The 18,612-nt window shown below is 69.0% G+C and carries 12 protein-coding genes; 10 read left to right on the top strand and 2 right to left on the bottom strand.

What is annotated here, in order from left to right; genetic code table 11:
- Nucleotides 1-27 precede the first annotated feature (27 nt).
- Nucleotides 28-135 (top strand): Beta-galactosidase C-terminal domain, encoded by a 108-nt coding sequence (locus AB0A94_RS02650; RefSeq protein WP_361737716.1) that lies wholly within the window; start codon nt 28-30, stop codon nt 133-135.
- Here the strand turns inward: AB0A94_RS02650 and AB0A94_RS02645 are convergent.
- Both AB0A94_RS02645 and AB0A94_RS02640 read right to left on the bottom strand, forming a co-directional pair.
- Nucleotides 129-2,087: an alpha-glucuronidase gene (locus tag AB0A94_RS02645; RefSeq protein WP_361737713.1), complete on the bottom strand. Its 1,959-nt coding sequence runs from the start codon at nt 2,085-2,087 to the stop codon at nt 129-131. The two genes, AB0A94_RS02650 and AB0A94_RS02645, sit on opposite strands and share 7 nt — an antisense overlap.
- A gap of 161 nt (nt 2,088-2,248) precedes the next feature.
- Nucleotides 2,249-6,052, bottom strand: coding sequence for a GH92 family glycosyl hydrolase (locus AB0A94_RS02640; RefSeq protein WP_361737710.1), 3,804 nt, complete (start codon nt 6,050-6,052; stop codon nt 2,249-2,251).
- A 373-nt stretch (nt 6,053-6,425) separates the two neighbouring features.
- Here AB0A94_RS02640 and ngcE point away from each other — a divergent pair, with 373 nt between their 5' ends.
- The 9 genes from ngcE (at nt 6,426) to AB0A94_RS02595 (ending at nt 18,612) form a co-directional block, all read left to right on the top strand.
- A complete protein-coding gene (ngcE, locus tag AB0A94_RS02635) occupies nt 6,426-7,931 on the top strand; it encodes an N-acetylglucosamine/diacetylchitobiose ABC transporter substrate-binding protein (RefSeq protein ID WP_361737707.1) in 1,506 nt (501 codons plus the stop codon).
- A gap of 74 nt (nt 7,932-8,005) precedes the next feature.
- Nucleotides 8,006-8,938 carry a sugar ABC transporter permease gene (locus tag AB0A94_RS02630; RefSeq protein ID WP_361737704.1) on the top strand — a complete coding sequence of 311 codons (933 nt, stop codon included), beginning with the start codon at nt 8,006-8,008 and terminating at the stop codon, nt 8,936-8,938.
- Between the two features lie 15 nt (nt 8,939-8,953).
- Nucleotides 8,954-9,889, top strand: coding sequence for a carbohydrate ABC transporter permease (locus AB0A94_RS02625; RefSeq protein ID WP_361737701.1), 936 nt, complete (start codon nt 8,954-8,956; stop codon nt 9,887-9,889).
- Nucleotides 9,890-10,098: 209 nt separating this feature from the next.
- Nucleotides 10,099-11,310, top strand: coding sequence for an ROK family transcriptional regulator (locus AB0A94_RS02620; RefSeq protein ID WP_361737698.1), 1,212 nt, complete (start codon nt 10,099-10,101; stop codon nt 11,308-11,310).
- Nucleotides 11,311-11,445: 135 nt separating this feature from the next.
- Nucleotides 11,446-12,546 carry a sugar ABC transporter substrate-binding protein gene (locus AB0A94_RS02615; protein WP_217129294.1) on the top strand — a complete coding sequence of 367 codons (1,101 nt, stop codon included), beginning with the start codon at nt 11,446-11,448 and terminating at the stop codon, nt 12,544-12,546.
- A 183-nt stretch (nt 12,547-12,729) separates the two neighbouring features.
- The gene (locus AB0A94_RS02610) at nt 12,730-13,521 is read left to right on the top strand and encodes an ATP-binding cassette domain-containing protein (protein WP_361737696.1); all 792 of its coding nucleotides are present in this window, start codon (nt 12,730-12,732) and stop codon (nt 13,519-13,521) included.
- Nucleotides 13,518-14,810, top strand: a complete 1,293-nt coding sequence (locus tag AB0A94_RS02605; protein ID WP_361737693.1) for a sugar ABC transporter permease — start codon at nt 13,518-13,520, stop codon at nt 14,808-14,810. Before AB0A94_RS02610 ends, AB0A94_RS02605 begins: the two co-directional genes overlap by 4 nt.
- A 212-nt stretch (nt 14,811-15,022) precedes the next feature.
- A complete protein-coding gene (gene dxs, locus AB0A94_RS02600; protein WP_361737690.1) occupies nt 15,023-16,954 on the top strand; it encodes a 1-deoxy-D-xylulose-5-phosphate synthase in 1,932 nt (643 codons plus the stop codon).
- Between the two features lie 149 nt (nt 16,955-17,103).
- Nucleotides 17,104-18,612 carry an amino acid permease gene (locus tag AB0A94_RS02595; RefSeq protein WP_361737688.1) on the top strand — a complete coding sequence of 503 codons (1,509 nt, stop codon included), beginning with the start codon at nt 17,104-17,106 and terminating at the stop codon, nt 18,610-18,612.

The following is an 18,612-nucleotide window of genomic DNA, read 5'->3' as shown; positions in this document are numbered from 1 at the left end:
CTCAACCACGCACCGGAACCGGCCCACTTGACGGCCCACGCCCCCGCCACCGACCTGCTCACCGGCGAACACGCCGAGCGGGACGAGCCGTTCACCCTCGACCCGCTCGGCGTGGCGGTCCTGCGCCTTCAGTGAATGATCCGCCCCCGCGCGTCCGGCACCCCGGACTTGCGCAGGAAGTAGTTGTTGACCTGGTCGCGCCACTCACGGGCGCTGCGCAGCTGTTCCTCGAACCGCTCGGCCACCCGCGCGTGCCGGGCCGGCTCCACCAGGTCCACGAGGCCCGCCCACACCCGGCGGGCCTCCTCGGCCTCCTCGACACCCTCGAAGTGCGTGTCGTAGATGTGCTGGATCACCGTCTTGCCACTGTGCAGCACATGGCCGTACGGCACGTGGTGGAAGAACAGCAGCAGCTCGTCGGGACAGGTCTCCGGCGACTCGTACACCTCGGCCCACGGCTTGGCGTACTGACCGGCGTACCCGGTGCCGGTCGCCGTGGTGCGGTCCACGCCGATGCCGTCACGGTCGGCGAAGTGGTAGGTGCCCCAGGGGCTGTACTCGTAGCCGTCCACGCTCGGCCCGTAGTGGTGCCCCGGCTGCACCATGAAGCCCACCCCGAGCGGCGCGGTGTACTTCTCGTACGTCGACCAGGAGCCGTCGAGCACCGCGTGCACCCCGTCGGCCAGCCGTTCCCCCGCTCCCGGGTGGGTCAGCGCGATCCACTCGTCGAGGACCGCCCGCGGCTCTGCCGCCGGGTCCCAGGCGAGGCGCCCGAAGGTGTAGAGGTTGGCCTGTGCGAGGGGGTGCCCGGCCCAGAACGGGTCGTCGCCGGCGTTCGACACGGCCACCAGACCGTCCGCCAGCCGCCCGGCGCTCACCTCGCCGTCCGGACGGAACCGCAGCGCCTCGCTCCACATCGGGCCCAGCCAGCACACGTGCTGCTGCTGCCCGGTGTACTCCTGCGTGACCTGCAACTCCACCGCGAGCCGGGTGTCCGGCATGGCGCCGATCAACGGGGAGACCGGCTCGCGCACCTGGAAGTCCATCGGCCCGTGCTTGACCTGGAGCACCGCGTTCGCCGCGAACCGGCCGTCCAACGGGGTGAAATGGTCGTACGCGGCCCGCGCCCGGTCGGTGCTCCGGTCCCGCCAGTCCTGGTGGTGGTCGTAGACGAACGCCCGCCAGTGCACCGTGCCGCCGTACGGCTCCAGCGCGGCGGCCAGCATGTTCGCGCCGTCGGCGTGCGAGCGGCCGTACGCGAACGGGCCGGGCTGCCCCTCCGAGTCGGCCTTGACGACGTACCCGCCGAAGTCGCCGATCTCCTCGTACACCCGGCGGGTCGCCTCCGCCCACCAGCCGCGCACCGCCTCGTCCAGCGGGTCCGCGGTGGGCAGCCCGCCCAGCACCATCGGCGCGGCGAAGGTGACCGACAGATGGGTGCGGATGCCGTACGGCCGCAACATGTCGGCGATCGCGGCCACTTCACCGATCCGGTCGGTGAGCAGCCGTGCCTCGGCCGCGTGCACATTGACGTTGTTGACGGCGACGGCGTTGATCCCGCACGCCGCGAGCAGCCTGCCGTACGCCCGCACCCGGTCGACGTCCCCGCGCGCCCGCCCGTCCGCCCAGAACAGCGAACCACCCGCGTAGCCGCGCTCGACCTGGCCCATGACCGGGTGCACGGCCACGTTGTCCCAGTGGTCCAGCATGCGCGAGGCGAACGCCGGACGGTGCTCCTCGCGGGCGCGCTCACCGGCGAAGGCGTCCTCTCCGAGCCGTACGACGTGGAACAGGCCGTACAGCAGCCCGCGCCCGCCGGACGCGGTGACGGTCGTGGTCCCGTCCCGGCGCTCGAGCGCGAAACCCTCGTCCCCCGGCCCGTCGGCCCGTTCGAGAACCAACTCGGCGTCCTCGCCGCCGTCCCGCACGGCCCGCCCGCCGAACCGCGCGCAGGCGTCGGCCAGTTCGCCGTACACGGTATCCACCAGCGGCCCGTCGCCGGCGCGTACCAGCGAGCGCCGACTGCCGACCGCCCGGAACGCGTCCGCCGGCAGCCAGGCCGCGTCGAAGTCCCCCGAGTACGTCATCCGCGCTCTCCCCCTGCCGAGGACACGCCGCCCGGGGAGCACCGGGGGCCGCCCCCATTCTGGTGCACCGGTGACCGGAGAGGTACCTGTCGGCCTGCGGAAATCCAAAGGAACGGCGGGCCCGGACAAGGTCCGGACCCGCCATGTGAGCGGAGGCCGGCTCAGCTCAGCAGTTCCACCTCCGTCAGCGCCGCCTCACCGGTCAGCACCAGCCGGTAGTGGCCGTAGGCCTTCGGCTCGTCGACCGAGAAGGCGCGCGTCTGGCGGTCCCAGCGGAAGGTCTCGTCCGTCCGCGTGTCCAGGTCCGTCCACGTCGTCCCGTCGGCCGAGCCCTGCAGCACCCAGCCCGTGGGCGCCTTGGTGCGGTCGGAGGAGGTGAGCGTGTACTGCACCGCCGCGGTCTCCCCGGTGACGGGCAGCTCCACGGTGGACACCGTGGCGCCGGTCGCCGACGTGTCGTCGAACAGGGCGCCCTCGCCCTTCAGCGCGTCCTTGCGGGGCGTGGGCACCTCGTCGTCCTTCGTGATCGACACGGGCGCGGCGTCCTCGCCGGTGCCCCACGACGACGGACGCGGGCCCATGTCGAACTCCAGGACCCCGCCCCTCGAGATCACCGAGTGCGGCAGCGAGGTGGAGTTCCAGCGCTTGCCGTTGACCTTCAGCCCCTGCACGTAGACGTTCTTCGCGCTGTTCCCCGGCGCCTTGACGACCAGCTCGCGGCCGTTCTCCAGGTGCACGGTCGTCTTCTTGAACAGCGGGGAGCCGATGGCGTACTCGCCGCTGCCCATGACCAGCGGGTAGAAGCCGAGCGAGGAGAAGAGGTACCAGGCCGACTGCTCGCCGTTGTCCTCGTCGCCGTGGTAGCCCTGGCCGATCTCGCTGCCGGTGTACAGGCGGGACAGCACCTCGCGCACGTTCGCCTGCGTCTTCCAGGGCTGCCCGGCCGCGTCGTACATGTACAGGGCGTGGTGGGCCACCTGGTTGGAGTGGCCGTACATGCCCATCCGGACGTCCCGCGCCTCGGTCATCTCGTGGATGACACCGCCGTAGGAGCCCTTGAACTCCGGGGAGGCCGTCTCGGGGGTGGAGAGGTACTCGTCGAGCTTGTCGGCGAGGCCGTCCCGGCCGCCGTACAGGTTGGCCAGACCGCGGCTGTCCTGCGGGGCGGTGAAGGCGTAGCCCCAGCCGTTGGTCTCGGTGTAGTCGTGACCCCACACGCGCGGGTCGTACTTCGAGGACTCGACCCGCCAGTCGCCCTCGGCGTTCCTGCCCTGGAAGAACCCGGCCTCGGAGTCGAAGAGGTTGACGTAGTCCTGGGCGCGGTCGAGGAAGTACGCCGACTCCTCCTGGTAGCGCTTCTCGCCGGTCTTCTCGTAGAGCGCCTCGCCCATCTTGGCGATGCCGTAGTCGTTGAGGTAGCCCTCCAGCGCCCACGACAGGCCCTCGTGGGTCTCGGTGCTGGTGTAGCCGAGGAACGGCGAGGTCGCCATGCCCTTGCGGCCCACACCGGAGGACGGCGGCACGACGGTGGCGTTCTTCACCGCCGCGTCGTACGCGGCCTCCGCGTCGAGGTCGACGCCCTTGACGTACGCGTCGGCGAACGCGACGTCCGAGGAGGTGCCGGTCATCAGGTCGGCGTAGCCGGGGGAGGACCAGCGGGAGGTCCAGCCGCCGTCCTTGTAGTGCTGCACGAACCCGTCCGCCAGCTCGGCGGCCTTGGACGGGGTCAGGAAGGAGTAGGCCGGCCAGGTGGTCCGGTAGGTGTCCCAGAAGCCGTTGTTGACGTACACCTTGCCGTCGACGATCTTCGCGCCGGTGTGCGTCGGGGTGTCCGGCTGCGGCATCTTCGAGAACGGCGAGGCGTACTTGTACTCCCCGTCGACCTTCTCGTGGCCCGCGTTCGGGTACAGGTACAGCCGGTAGAGGCTGGAGTAGAGGGTGGTCAGCTGGTCCGGGGTGGCGCCCTCGACCTCGACCTTGCCGAGGATCCGGTCCCACTGGCGCTGGGCGCTCTTCTTGACCGCCTCGAAGCCGCGGCCCTCGGGGATCTCCTGGCGCAGGTTGTCCTTCGCCTGGTCGACGCTGATCAGCGAGGTGGCCAGGCGCAGCGTGACCCGGCGGTCGTCGCCCGCGTCGAAGCGCAGACGGCCCTTGACGCCACTGGCGTCGCCCTCGGTGACCTTCTCGTCGAACTCGCCGTAGACGAACAGCCGGGTGGCGCCCGTGGACAGCCCGGACTTGACGTCCGAGTAGCCGGTGAAGGTGCCGTTCTCCTCGTCGAGGGTCAGGCCGGCCTGGTCGGTGACGTTGTCGAAGATCACGCTCGCGTCGTCACCCGGGTAGGTGAAGCGCATCATCGCCGCGTGGTCCGTCGGCGCCATCTCGGCCTTCAGGCCGTTCTCGAACCGCACCCCGTAGTAGTACGGCCGCGCGGTCTCGTTCTCGTGCCGGAACGCCAGCTCGCGCGCCTCACGGCCGGTGTCCGGGGTGCCGGCGGCGGCCGACGGCATCACCTGGAAGGTCTGCCGGTCGCCCATCCAGGGGCTCGGCTCGTGGCTCGCGCTGAACGCCTGGATCGTCGGCAGGTTGTCCGCGTTGTTGCCGCGTGCGTAGTCGTACAGCCAGCTCAGCGAACCGGCGTTGGTGACCGGGGTCCAGAAGTTGAAGCCGTGCGGCACGGCCGTCGCGGGGAAGTTGTTGCCGCGCGAGAACCCGCCGCTGGAATTGGTGCCCCGGGTCGTCACCGCGTAGTCGGAGAGGTGGGCCTTGGGCCGCTCGGGCCGCACCGACTTCAGCGCCACGTCGTCCAGCCAGCCGCGGAACTTGGTCTCGCCCTTGGGGGAGTCGTACGCCACCAGGATCCGGTCGACGGTCTTGCCGGCGGCCACCGAACCGATCCGGGAGACCACGTTGTTCCACTGGTTGACGTAGAGGATCTTCGACGCGCCCTGTCCCCGCGGGGTGAGCGGGAAGCCGTGCTGGTCGGTGGCGCGCAGGTCGCTCAGATAGGTGCCGTCGGTGAAGGCGAGGTCGACGGAGACGTTGGTGGAGTCGTAGTCGAGGTCGCCGTCCGCCATCGAGGGGAAGACGCGGTACGACAGTTCGGTGTTCCGGTCGACCCTCGTGTTGACGTCGAACACCTTGTTGTAGGAGTAGGCCCGCCCGTCGGCGGTGTGCCGGCCGGCGTACCGCAGGGCGCGCTTGCCGGTGAATCCGGCGCCCGCCTTGGCCGTCGGCGAGCCGGTCGGGCCGCGGTCGACCAGCGAGAGCATGTCCTGCGGAACGGGCGCCTCGTCGTCACCGGTGGAGAACTGGACGTCGGCGAGCTGGACTATGCCGCCGCTGCCGTTCCTGGTGATCTCCAGCCGGAAGTGCCGGTACTCGGCGACGGCCGAGGCGTCGATGTCGTAGAGCTTGGTCTGGAAGCGCTCCGCGAACGTCTCGCCCGAGCGGGTGTCGAGGGTCTTCCAGTCCTCGCCGTCGGTGGAACCCTTGAGGGTCCAGTCCCTGGGGTCGCGCTCGGCGGCGTCGTTGGCGGACGTGAGGGCGTAACGGACCGCCTTGACGGGGGCGTCCAGGTCGAACTCCACCCACCCGGTGGACTCGAAGGCCAGCCACTTGCTGCTCGGCTCGCCGTCGACGAGGTTCTCCTTCACCTCCCCGCCACCGGTGTTCTCCGCGCTGGCGCGGACGTCCGTGACGTGGTCGGTGACATTGCCCGGAATGCCGGAGCTGTAACCGCCGTCCACACCCGAGGCGCGCTTCTCGCCGCCCCGCGTGGTGTCGACGGTGTTCAGCCAGTCCGGGGCGGGGTCCCCGGCCTCGAACGACGACGCGAACTCACGGTCCGCCTTCTGCGGCGCCTGGGGCAGCGCCACGGCGACGCCCTGTGAGCCCGCGGCCAAAGCGAAGGCGGTCGCCGCGACGACCGCCGTTCCCCATCTGTGCCGAACCCTGCTGTGCATACGTGAGTACCCTCCCTGCGCCGGACAACGTTGTCAGTCAGATGCGCAAGGTCTAGTAGTGCGTCAAGTGCCCCGTGGTGTCAAGGGGGTTGAATCCGGCATTCCAGTCCAGCGGCAATGATTTTTCCGCCGGTAACGCGCCGGGGGCCGATATTTCCGCGAGGTCTCAACTCGGAAAAGACCGGAGGTGAACCTTGCATTCGATCTTGCTCCGTCAGCGGGAAGTGGACTATACCTGTCGGCACTCCGGGGCGTCTTCACCGCACCCGATCCTGTACGGCCGCACTTCCTGCACGACCCAGCTTGACCCGAACGCGGTGCCGGGGAGGATCCGGTTCACCGCCTGAGTCCTGGAGAAGGCGAGGACTTGAGCATGGGATCCACTTCCGCCGAGAACGAAGGCACCGGTTCCGCCGAGAACGAAGGCACCGGTTCCGCCGGGAACGACGGCACCGGTGACAACGCCACGACCGGCGTGGGGCGTCGCGCACTGATCAAGCGGTCCGCCGCGCTCGGCCTGGTTTCCGTACCGGCGATGAGCTTCCTGTCCGCGTGCGCCAGCGGAGGCGGAAGCGACAACTCCGAGGAGAACGAGGGCGAGACCTCCGAGTCCAACCCGTTCGGTGTCAAGGAAGGCAGCAAACTCGACGTCGTCATCTTCAAGGGCGGTTACGGCGACGACTACGCCAAGGCGTGGGAGGCCGCGTTCGAGAAGGAGTGGGGCGTCACCTCCGTCCACACCGGAACGCAGGAGATCACGGGCAAGCTCCAGCCCCGCTTCAACGCCGGGAACCCGCCGGACATCGTCGACGACTCCGGCAACCAGCAGATCCCGATCGACGTGCTCGCCAAGAACGGCCAGCTCCTCGACCTCGCCGAGGTGCTGGACGCCCCCTCGGTCGACGACCCGGACACCAAGGTCCGCGACACCCTCATCCCCGGCACGCTCGACGCCGGCATGCAGGAGGGCAAGGTCGTCGCCCTCAACTACATCTACACGGTGTGGGGCCTGTGGTACTCCGGCAAGCTCTTCCGGGAGAAGGGCTGGGAGGCGCCCGAGACCTGGGACGACTTCCTCGCCGTCTGCAGGGACGCCAAGGCCCAGGGCATCGGCGGCCTCGCCCACCAGGGCAAGTACCCGTACTACATCAACGTCGCCATCATGGACCTGATCGCCAAGAAGGGCGGCCTGGACGCCATGAAGGCGATCGACAACCTCGACCCCAAGGCGTTCGCCGGCTCCGACGCCGCCACGGAGGCCATCGAGGCCGTCTACGAGGTCGTCGAGAAGGGCTATCTGATGCCCGGTACGAACGGCCTGACCCACACCGAGTCGCAGACCCGCTGGAACCAGTACAAGGCCGCGTTCATCACCAGCGGTTCCTGGCTCGAGAACGAGCAGCTCAAGACGACACCGGAGGACTTCGACATGAAGTTCCTGCCGATGCCGCTGCTGCCGGGCAGCGCGCTGCCGTTCGAGGCGATCCGGGCCGGCTCCGGTGAGCCCTTCATCATCCCGTCCAAGGCCAAGAACCTCCCCGCGGCCAAGGAGTTCATGCGCAGGATGCTCTCCAAGGAGTGGTCGACGCTGTTCGCGAAGGAGGCGAACTCGCTGACCATCCTCAAGGACGGCGTCGACCCGAACGTCCAGCTCCGGCCGGGCACCCAGTCCACCGTCGAGGCCTCCAAGGCGGCCGGCGACAACACCTTCCGTTACCTGTACACCGAGTGGTACAGCGAGATGAACGCCGCCATCGAGAACGCCTCCAACGAGCTGATGGCCAAGCGCATCCAGCCCAAGGAGTGGCTGAAGCGGGCCCAGGCCGCGGTCGACAAGCAGGCCAAGGACCCGGACTCGAAGAAGAACCGCCGCGACTGATCTCGCTCGACCGACCGCGTTCCGGGCCGGGGCCGCCCCGGCCCGGAACGGCCGCACCCAGGGGCAGGGACGCCATGCGCAAAGGGCAGCACCGGTTCGTCGCGGGATTTCTCCTCTTTCCCGTGGCGCTCTATCTGATCTTCGTGATCTGGCCGTACGTCCAGACGTTCGGTTATTCACTGACCGACTGGAAGGGCCAGTCGCAGACCTTCGAGTTCGTCGGCCTCGACAACTACACGGCGTTGTTCGAGGACGACATCTTCATGGGTGCCATCTGGCACAACATCCTGTTCCTGGTGTTCATCCCGGTGATCACCATTCTGCTCGCGCTGTTCTTCGCCTTCATGCTGAACGCGGGCGGACGCGGACGTTCCGGAGGCGTCTCGGGCGTCGCCGGGTCCAAGTACTACCGGGTCGTTTATTTCTTCCCGCAGGTGCTGTCCCTGGCCATCATGGCGGTGCTCTTCGGAGCGGTGTACCGCAGTGACGGCGGCGGAATGCTCAACGGCGTCCTGATCGAAATCGGGCTCGTCGACAAGAACAACCCGGTGGAATGGCTCAACGAGCCGGACTTCGTGCTCTGGGCGCTCATCGCGGTGGTCGTCTGGCACGGCGTCGGCTTCTACCTGGTGCTGTTCTCCGCCGCCATGCAGTCCATTCCGCGGGACATCTACGAGGCCGCGCTGATCGACGGCGCAGGCCGCGCCCAGTCCTTCTTCCGCATCACCCTGCCGCTGCTGTGGGACTCCGTGCAGACCGCCTGGGTCTACCTCGGCATCGCGGCGATGGACATGTTCATCCTGGTCTCCACCATGACCTCCGGCCGGGGCTACGGCGGCGGCCCCGACCACGCCAGCGAGGTCATGGCGACCGTGATGATGCGGAACTTCCTCGTGTACGGCCGGAGCGGCTACGCCTGCGCCATGGGCGTGGTCATGCTGCTCCTCACCCTGATCGTGTCCGTGGTCATGCTGCGCGCCACCCGTCGCGAGCGCATCGAGTTCTGAGGCGGAGTAACGACGATGAGCGCACCCCTCAAGGAAACCGCTCCCACCGGGGGCCCCACCCCGCCCCCGCCGCCGGTGGGAAAGGGCACCGTCCGCCCCGGCGACCGGCGTGGCGAAGGCGTCGTGCTGAACGTCTTCTCGCACGGCTTCCTCGCCGTGTGGGCGGTGCTGATCGTGCTGCCGCTGCTCTGGCTGGTGCTCGGCTCCTTCAAGACCGACACGCAGATCGGCGGCTCCGCCTTCGGCTGGCCGCGGAACTGGGACCCGGACGTGTTCTCCCGCGCCTGGGAGAAGGGCATCGGGGACTACTTCACCAGCACCGTCATCGTCCTCGTCATGTCCGTGCCGCTGACGATGCTGTTCGGCTCCATGGCGGCCTACGTGCTGGCCCGCTACGAGTTCCGGGGCAACCGCCTGCTGTACTACTTCTTCGTCGCCGGCGCGATGTTCCCCGTCTTCCTGGCCCTGGTGCCGCTGTTCTTCATGGTCCAGCGGCTGGACATGCTGAACACCTACCACGGCCTGGCCCTGGTGTACGTGGCCTACTCGATGCCGTTCACGGTGTTCTTCATGCACGCCTTCTTCCGGACCCTGCCCACGGCGGTCTTCGAGGCGGCGATCCTGGACGGGGCCTCGCACACCCGGACCTTCTTCCAGGTGATGCTGCCCATGGCCAAGCCCGGTCTGCTGAGCGTCGGCATCTTCAACACGCTGGGCCAGTGGAACCAGTACATCCTGCCGACGGTGCTGATGCAGCCGCAGAGCGGCGACGATCCGGAACGCTATGTGCTGACCCAGGGGCTCATCCAGCTCCAGCAGCAGCAGGGGTACGCCTCGGACCTCCCGGTGCTCTTCGCGGGCGTGACGATCGCCATGGTGCCCATGCTGGTGGTCTACCTGTCCTTCCAGCGCCAGGTGCAGGCCGGGCTCACCTCCGCCACCTTGAAGTAGACCACCGGTGCCGCCTTGAAGTGACGCACCGGAACCCCCCGGACACACGCCGCTCCCGCCCCAGGGAGCGGCGTGTGCGCGTATGTCCGTGCACTCGGAAACGGTTCAACCTCTTGACGGGAGGCGACCCGAACGGCTCAGCTTAGAGTTCACTAGTTGGACATGAGAACGGGGTCTCACCGAAGCGGCCCCGCGCGCAGGAGGTCGTCGTGGAGACTCCGGGGTCGCAGTCGTCGCTGCACCGAGCCAACCTGGAGCGGGTCGTCCGAGCAGTACGTCTTGCGGGTTCCCTCACCCAGGCCGAGATCGCGAGGACGACCGGCCTGTCCGCGGCCACGGTCTCCAACATCGTCCGGGAGCTGAAGGACGGCGGAACGGTCGAGGTCACGCCCACCTCGGCGGGCGGGCGCCGGGCGCGCAGCGTCTCGCTGAGCGGGGACGCCGGGATCGTCGTCGGGGTCGACTTCGGGCACACCCACCTGCGGGTCGCGGTCGGGAACCTCGCCCATCAGGTGCTGGCCGAGGAGTCCGAGCCACTGGATGTGGACGCCTCCGCGACACAGGGCCTCGACCGGGCGGAACAGCTGGTCAAGCGGCTGATCGAGGCGACCGGGGTGGACCCGTCCAAGGTCGCGGGCGTGGGCCTCGGCGTGCCGGGGCCGATCGACGTGGAGTCCGGGACCCTGGGCTCGACCGCGATCCTGCCCGGCTGGACCGGCGCCAGGCCCGCCGAGGAGCTGCGGGGGCGGCTCGGCGTGCCGGTGCACGTGGACAACGACGCCAACCTGGGCGCGCTCGGCGAGATGGTCTGGGGCAGTGGCCGGGGCGTGCGCGACCTGGCGTACATCAAGGTGGCCAGCGGTGTCGGCGCCGGTCTGGTGATCAGTGGGAAGATCTATCGCGGTCCGGGCGGCACCGCGGGGGAAATCGGACATATTACACTCGATGAATCCGGCCCCGTCTGCCGCTGCGGCAACCGCGGCTGCCTGGAGACCTTCACGGCCGCGCGCTACGTGCTCCCGCTGCTCCAGCCCAGTCACGGCACCGATCTCACCATGGAGGGCGTCGTGCGGTTGGCGCGGGACGGGGACCCTGGCTGCCGTCGGGTGATCGCCGACGTCGGCCGCCACATCGGCAGTGGAGTCGCCAACCTCTGCAACCTGCTGAACCCGAGCCGGGTGGTCCTCGGCGGTGATCTCGCCGAGGCCGGCGAGCTCGTGCTCGGGCCGATCCGGGAGTCCGTCGGCCGCTATGCGATCCCCAGTGCGGCACGTCAACTGTCCGTTCTCCCCGGGGCACTTGGAGGCCGTGCCGAGGTGCTCGGAGCGCTCGCCCTCGCACTGAGCGAGATGGGTGATTCGACCCTTTTGGACGGCACGGCGACCGGGTCGCTCACCGCGGCGACCCCTGCCTTCACTTAGAGAACGGATGGCACCGTTGCCATCTCGTTAAGGATTTACTTCTTGACGTCGCACGTGTGGCCGAGTTGACTTCCAGCCACCTCGGCCGCAACGACGCGGCCTCGTCAGGGAGGTTTTGTAGAAGTGAACACGCGTATGCGTCGTGCCGCCGTTGCCATCGCCGCCGGTGCGATGGCCGTCTCGCTCGCCGCTTGCGGCAGCGCCGCCGAGTCCGGTGACAAGAAGGACTCGGGCGACTCCGCCGCCAAGGGTGATGACATCAAGGTCGGCCTGCTCCTGCCGGAGAACCAGACCGCGCGGTACGAGAAGTTCGACAAGCCCTTGATCGAGAAGAAGGTCAAGGAGCTCACGAACAACAAGGGCGAGGTCGTCTACGCCAACGCCAAGCAGGACGCCAGCCTGCAGAACCAGCAGGTCGACACGATGATCACCAACAAGGTGGACGTGCTCATCGTGGACGCGGTGGACTCCAAGGCCATCGCCGGCTCGGTGAAGAAGGCCAAGGACCAGGGCATCCCGGTCGTGGCCTACGACCGCCTCGCCGAGGGCCCGATCGACGCCTACACCTCGTTCGACAACGTGACCGTCGGCAAGACCCAGGGCGAGGCCCTCCTCGAGGCCCTGGGCGACAAGGCCAAGGACGGCCAGATCGTCATGATGAACGGGTCCGCCACCGACCCGAACGCCGCCATGTTCAAGGAGGGCGCGCACTCCGTCCTCGACGGCAAGGTGAAGGTCGGCCGCGAGTACGACACCAAGGAGTGGAAGCCGGAGAACGCCAACTCCAACATGGAGGGCGCCATCTCCGCCATCGGCAAGGACAAGATCGTCGGCGTCTACTCCGCCAACGACGGCATGGCGGGCGGCATCATCACCGCCCTGAAGGCCGCCGGCATCGACGACATCCCGGTCACCGGCCAGGACGCCGAGCTCGCGGGTGTGCAGCGCATCGTCACCGGTGAGCAGTACATGAGCGTCTACAAGCCGTACCCGCAGGAGGCCGACGTGGCCGCGGAGATGGCCGTGCTGCTGGCCCAGGGCAAGTCGCTGGACTCCATCGCCAAGGACAAGGTCGACAGCCCCACCACCAAGGCCGTCCCCTCCGTGCTCGTCCCGGTCGTGTCGCTGACCAAGGAGAACATCAACGACACCGTGATCAAGGACGGCATCTACACCGTCCAGGAGATCTGCACGGGCAAGTACAAGGCCGCCTGCGACAAGATCGGCCTCAAGTAAGCAGTCCCCAAGTCCCGTGAAGATCGAGGGAGTCCGTGACCCGGACTCCCCGCACGGGACCGACTGCCACGCGCTCCGCCGGCGCCCCGCACACATCAGCCCCGCAAGCTACGCGGGGCGCCGGACGGAACACCCCCCCAGAAACTTCTGCACAACCTCCCGCCGGGTCAGGCGGCGAAGGAGATGGTTCACGTGTCCGCTACGCCCGTGCTGGCGTTGCGCGGGGTCTCCAAGCGTTTCGGTGCCGTCCAGGCGCTCACCGACGTAGAGCTTGAGGTCCACGCCGGTGAGGTGGTCGCCCTGGTGGGCGACAACGGCGCCGGAAAGTCCACGCTGGTCAAGACGATCGCCGGCGTGCATCCCATCGATGAGGGATCCATCGAGTGGGACGGCAAGGCCGTCCAGATCAGCAAGCCGCACGACGCCCAGAACCTGGGCATCGCGACGGTCTACCAGGACCTCGCGCTGTGCGACAACATCGACGTCGTCGGCAACCTCTACCTGGGTCGGGAGCTCCGCAGGCGCGGAGTCCTGGACGAGGTGGAGATGGAGCGCCGCTCCCGCGAGCTCCTCGACACCCTGTCGATCCGCATCCCCAGCGTCCGGATCCCGATCGCCTCCCTCTCCGGCGGTCAGCGCCAGGTCGTGGCCATCGCCCGGTCCATGCTCGGCGAGCCCAAGCTGGTGATCCTGGACGAGCCCACCGCCGCCCTTGGCGTCGAGCAGACCGCGCAGGTCCTCGACCTCGTCGAGCGGCTGCGCGAGCGCGGCCACGCGGTCATCCTCATCAGCCACAACATGGCCGATGTGAAGGCCGTGGCGGACAAGGTCGCGGTCCTGCGCCTCGGGCGCAACAACGGCGTCTTCGAGGTCAAGTCGACCTCGCAGGAAGAGATCATCTCCGCCATCACGGGCGCCACGGACAACGCCGTCACCCGTCGTGCGGCGCGCACCAATGGGGAGATCAAGAAGTGAGCACCGAGAAGACCTCCACCCCCGCCGAGGACCACGCCGTGGAGAACCCCGAGGCGGCCGCCGCCGCGGTCACCGTGGTCGACCCCCGGCTGCTGGTGCGCGAACAGGGCCTGATGGGCTACTGGAACGAGTTCAAGCGGAAGATGAAGGCCGGTGACCTCGGCTCCATCCCCGTCGTGGTCGGCCTGCTGATCATCTGGGCCATCTTCACCAGCCTGAACTCCAACTTCCTCACCGCCGGCAACTTCTCCGACATGTCCGTCGCCATGGTCGGCACGGGCATGATCGCCGTCGGTATCGTCTTCGTCCTGCTGCTCGGCGAGATCGACCTGTCGGTCGGCTCGGTCAGCGGTGTGGCGGGCGCCGCCTTCGCGGTCATGAACGTCACGAACGGGATGAACGAGGTGCTGGCCCTGGTGCTGGCGATCCTCACCGGCACGGTGGCCGGCGCCATCCACGGCTTCATCTTCGCCCGCATCGGCGTCCCGGCCTTCGCCGTGACGCTGGCCGGACTGCTGTTCTGGCAGGGCTTCATGCTGCAGATCCTCGGCGACAACGGCACCATCAACCTCGACTCCGAGGGCCTGGTCGTCAAGCTGACCAGCTACTACTTCTCGGACGTGGCCGCCGCGTACGGCCTGGCGCTCGTCGCGACCGTGGGGTACTTCCTCCTGGCGTTCTTCGACAACCGCCGCCGTGAGGCCGCCGGTGTGCCGTCCCGCCCGCTGAACGAGATCATCGTGCGGACCGTGCTGCTCGCGATCCTGGCCTTCGCCGCCGCGATCGTGTTCAACCAGTACAAGGGCCTGCCGCTGGCCGTGGTGATCTTCCTCGCGTTCCTGGTGTTCACGGACTTCGTGCTGCGCCGCACCGCGTACGGCCGCAAGGTCTTCGCGCTCGGCGGCAGCGTCGAGGCGTCCCGCCGCGCCGGCATCAACGTGGAGATGGTCCGGATCTCGGTCTTCGCGATCGCCGGCACCTTCGCCGCGATCGGCGGCCTGTTCGTCGCCTCGAAGATCGCCTCCGCCAACCAGGGCGCGGGTACCGGTGAGTTCCTGATGAACGTCATCGCCGCGGCCGTCATCGGCGGTACGTCGCTCTTCGGCGGCCGTGGCCGCACCTGGGACGCGCTGCTCGGTGTGATGGTGATCATCTCGATCACGTACGGTCTGGCGCTGGAGGGCATCGCCTCGCCGGTGCAGTACATGATCACCGGTGGTGTGCTGCTGGCGACCGTCGTCATCGACGCGGTCACCCGCAAGACCCAGAAGACGGCTGGGCGCGCGTAGCGGCTCGACCGCAGGCCCGCGCCCCCGGCGTGCTGCTGTTGCCCGGTGCCTTCGAGGTGCCGGGCAACAGCCGTGTCGTAGGACGGGCGCATCCGGGGTACTGCTGACCGGGTGACGCACGACGCACGGCCCGGAGTCCGTCCGGCGGAGCGGAACATTAGACTCGACCCGCCCGGCAACAGCTCGATCAGCTCTACTGCAAGGAGGCACGGGTGCCGCTGCTGACCCGCATCAGGGGACCGCGCGATCTGGACCGGCTCAGCCGGGAGGAGCTCGACCAGCTGGCCGGGGAGATCCGGACCTTCCTCGTCGACGCGGTCTCCAAGACCGGCGGCCACCTCGGTCCCAACCTCGGTGTGGTGGAGCTCACCATCGCCCTGCACCGGGTCTTCGAGTCGCCCAAGGACAAGGTGCTCTGGGACACCGGCCACCAGTCCTACGTGCACAAGCTGCTGACCGGCCGGCAGGACTTCTCCCGGCTGAAGATGAAGGGCGGCCTGTCCGGCTACCCCTCGCAGGCCGAGTCCGAGCACGACGTCATCGAGAACAGCCACGCCTCCACCGTGCTCGGCTGGGCCGACGGCATCGCCAAGGCCAACCAGATCATGAAGCGCGACAGCCACGTCGCCGCGGTCATCGGCGACGGCGCGCTCACCGGCGGCATGGCCTGGGAGGCGCTGAACAACATCGCCGACGCCAAGGACCGCCCGCTGGTCATCGTCGTCAACGACAACGAGCGCTCCTACTCGCCCACCATCGGCGGCCTCGCCAACCACCTGGCGACCCTGCGCACCACCGACGGCTACGAGCGCTTCCTGACCCGCACCAAGGAGGTCCTGGAGCGCACCCCGGTCGTCGGCCAGGCCCTCTACGACACCCTGCACGGCGCCAAGAAGGGCCTGAAGGACTTCATCACCCCGCAGGGCATGTTCGAGGACCTCGGCCTGAAGTACGTCGGCCCCATCGACGGCCACGACATCGAGGCCCTGGAGTCCGCCCTGGCCCGCGCCAAGCGCTTCGGCGGCCCGGTGATCGTGCACTGCCTCACCGAGAAGGGCCGCGGCTACCAGCCCGCCCTGGCGGACGAGGCGGACCGCTTCCACGCCGTCGGCAAGATCCACCCCGACACGGGCCTGCCGATCGCCAGCTCCGGCGCCGACTGGACGAGTGTCTTCGGCGAGGAGATGGTCAGGCTCGGCGAGGAGCGCGAGGACGTCGTCGCGATCACCGCGGCCATGCTCCAGCCGGTAGGCCTCGACAAGTTCGCCAAGCGCTTCCCCGACCGCGTCTACGACGTCGGCATCGCCGAGCAGCACGGCGCCGTCTCCGCGGCCGGCCTCGCGCACGCCGGGGTGCACCCCGTCTTCGCCGTGTACGCCACCTTCCTCAACCGCGCCTTCGACCAGGTGCTCATGGACGTGGCCCTGCACAAGTGCGGCGTGACGTTCGTGCTCGACCGGGCCGGTGTCACCGGCACCGACGGCGCCTCCCACAACGGCATGTGGGACATGTCGATCCTCCAGGTCGTCCCCGGGCTGCGGCTCGCCGCCCCGCGCGACGCCGACCAGGTGCGCGCCCAGCTCCGCGAGGCCGTCGCCGTCGAGGACGCCCCCACCGTGGTGCGCTTCTCCAAGGGCGCCGTCGGCCCCGCCGTGCCCGCCGTGGGCCGTGTCGGCGGCATGGACGTCCTGCGCGAGCCCGGCACCGACACCCCCGACGTCCTGCTGGTCTCCGTGGGCGCCCTCGCCCCGATGTGCCTGGAGATCGCCGCCCTCCTCGACCGGCAGGGCATCTCCACCACCGTCGTCGACCCGCGCTGGGTCAAGCCCGTCGACGAGGCGATGGCCCCGCTCGCCGAGAAACACCGCGTGGTCGTCACCGTCGAGGACAACTCCCGCGTCGGCGGTGTCGGCTCCACGATCGCCCAGGCGCTGCGCGACGCCGGCGTGGACGTGCCGCTGCGCGACTTCGGCATCCCGCCGCGCTTCCTCGACCACGCCTCCCGCGCCGAGGTCATGGCCGAGATCGGACTGACCGCCCCCGACATCGCCCGCCAGGTCACCGGCCTGGTGGCGAAGCTCGACGGCGGGTACGAGCGGTCGTCCGCGGACGCCGTCGACCCGGTGGAGCCGGCCCGCGACTGACCCGCGCCTCCCGCGTCGCCCGGACGGGCCGCCCGCGTCCTTGTGAAAAGTGGCGCGGGCGGCCCGTTTGCGTGAGGGTGCCCGTACCGGGGCATACGACCTACGCCCCCTCTCGATCATGTCGAGGACGCCACGCGTGGGAGGTACCCGTGACCAGCCCTCTCTTCCGGACGAAGAACGTCGAGCAGTCCATCCGCGACACCGAGGAACCCGAGCACGCGCTCAAGAAATCCCTGTCCGCGCTGGATCTGACCGTCTTCGGCGTCGGTGTCATCATCGGCACCGGCATCTTCGTCCTCACCGGTACGGTCGCCAAGAACAACGCCGGGCCCGCCACCGCCCTGGCCTTCGTCGTGGCCGGTGTCGTCTGCGCGCTCGCCGCGCTCTGCTACGCCGAGTTCGCCTCCACCGTCCCGGTGGCGGGCTCCGCGTACACGTTCTCGTACGCCTCCCTCGGTGAGCTGCCGGCCTGGATCATCGGCTGGGACCTGGTCCTGGAGTTCGCGCTCGGCACGGCGGTGGTGGCCGTCGGCTGGTCCGGCTACATCCAGTCGCTCATGGCCAACGCGGGCTGGGAGATGCCCGCGGCGCTGGGCAGCCGCGAGGGCGCCGACGCCTTCGGGTTCGACATCCTCGCCGCCGTCCTGGTGCTGGTGCTCACCGGCATCCTCGTCCTCGGCATGAAGCTGTCCGCCCGCGTCACCTCGGTCGTCGTCGCCATCAAGGTGACCGTGGTCCTCGTGGTGATCATCGCGGGCGCCTTCTTCATCACCGCCGACAACTACGACCCGTTCGTCCCGGACGCGAAGCCGGTGCCCGCGGGCCAGAGCCTCGACGCCCCGCTCATCCAGCTGATCTTCGGCTGGGCCCCGGCCAACTTCGGCGTGATGGGCATCTTCACCGCCGCCTCGGTGGTGTTCTTCGCCTTCATCGGCTTCGACATCGTCGCCACGGCCGCCGAGGAGACCAGGAACCCGCAGCGCGACATGCCCCGCGGCATCCTCGGCTCCCTGTTCCTCTGCACCGTGCTGTACGTCCTGGTGTCGATCGTCGTCACCGGCATGCAGCACTACAGCGAGCTGTCCGTGGACGCCCCGCTGGCGGACGCCTTCAAGGCCACCGGGCACCCCTGGTTCGCGGGCTTCATCAGCTTCGGCGCCGCCGTCGGCCTGACGACCGTCTGCATGATCCTGCTGCTCGGCCAGACCCGGGTCTTCTTCGCGATGAGCCGCGACGGACTGCTGCCGAGGTTCTTCTCCCGGGTCCACCCCCGGTTCAAGACCCCGCACCGGCCGACGATCCTGCTCGGTGTCCTCATCGCGGTCCTCGCCGGCTTCACCCCGCTGAACGAGCTCGCCGCGCTGGTGAACATCGGCACCCTGTTCGCCTTCGTGATCGTCGCGATCAGTGTGATCATCCTCCGCAGGACCCGGCCCGACCTGCACCGCGCCTTCCGCACCCCCTGGGTGCCCGTGCTGCCGATCGTGTCGGTCGCCGCCTCCCTGTGGCTGATGCTGAACCTGCCCGCCGAGACCTGGGTCCGCTTCGGCGTCTGGATGGCGATCGGCGTCGTCGTCTACTTCCTCTACAGCCGCGGCCACAGCCGGCTGGCCCGGGGCGAGGGCGAGGAGCAGCCCTCCACCCCGCCGTCCCGCTGA

Origin of the sequence: Streptomyces sp. NPDC044984, from assembly GCF_040646935.1 — a bacterium.
Classification (GTDB): domain Bacteria; phylum Actinomycetota; class Actinomycetes; order Streptomycetales; family Streptomycetaceae; genus Streptomyces.
This window is presented reverse-complemented; position numbering and strand designations above follow the sequence as displayed.

Coding starts and splice junctions, on each gene's coding strand:
- AB0A94_RS02645 (WP_361737713.1), bottom strand. CDS start 2,087: ATGACGTACTCGGGGGACTTCGACGCGGCCTGGCTGCCGGCGGACGCG.
- AB0A94_RS02640 (WP_361737710.1), bottom strand. CDS start 6,052: ATGCACAGCAGGGTTCGGCACAGATGGGGAACGGCGGTCGTCGCGGCG.
- ngcE (WP_361737707.1), top strand. CDS start 6,426: ATGGGATCCACTTCCGCCGAGAACGAAGGCACCGGTTCCGCCGAGAAC.
- AB0A94_RS02630 (WP_361737704.1), top strand. CDS start 8,006: ATGCGCAAAGGGCAGCACCGGTTCGTCGCGGGATTTCTCCTCTTTCCC.
- AB0A94_RS02625 (WP_361737701.1), top strand. CDS start 8,954: ATGAGCGCACCCCTCAAGGAAACCGCTCCCACCGGGGGCCCCACCCCG.
- AB0A94_RS02615 (WP_217129294.1), top strand. CDS start 11,446: ATGCGTCGTGCCGCCGTTGCCATCGCCGCCGGTGCGATGGCCGTCTCG.
- AB0A94_RS02610 (WP_361737696.1), top strand. CDS start 12,730: ATGGTTCACGTGTCCGCTACGCCCGTGCTGGCGTTGCGCGGGGTCTCC.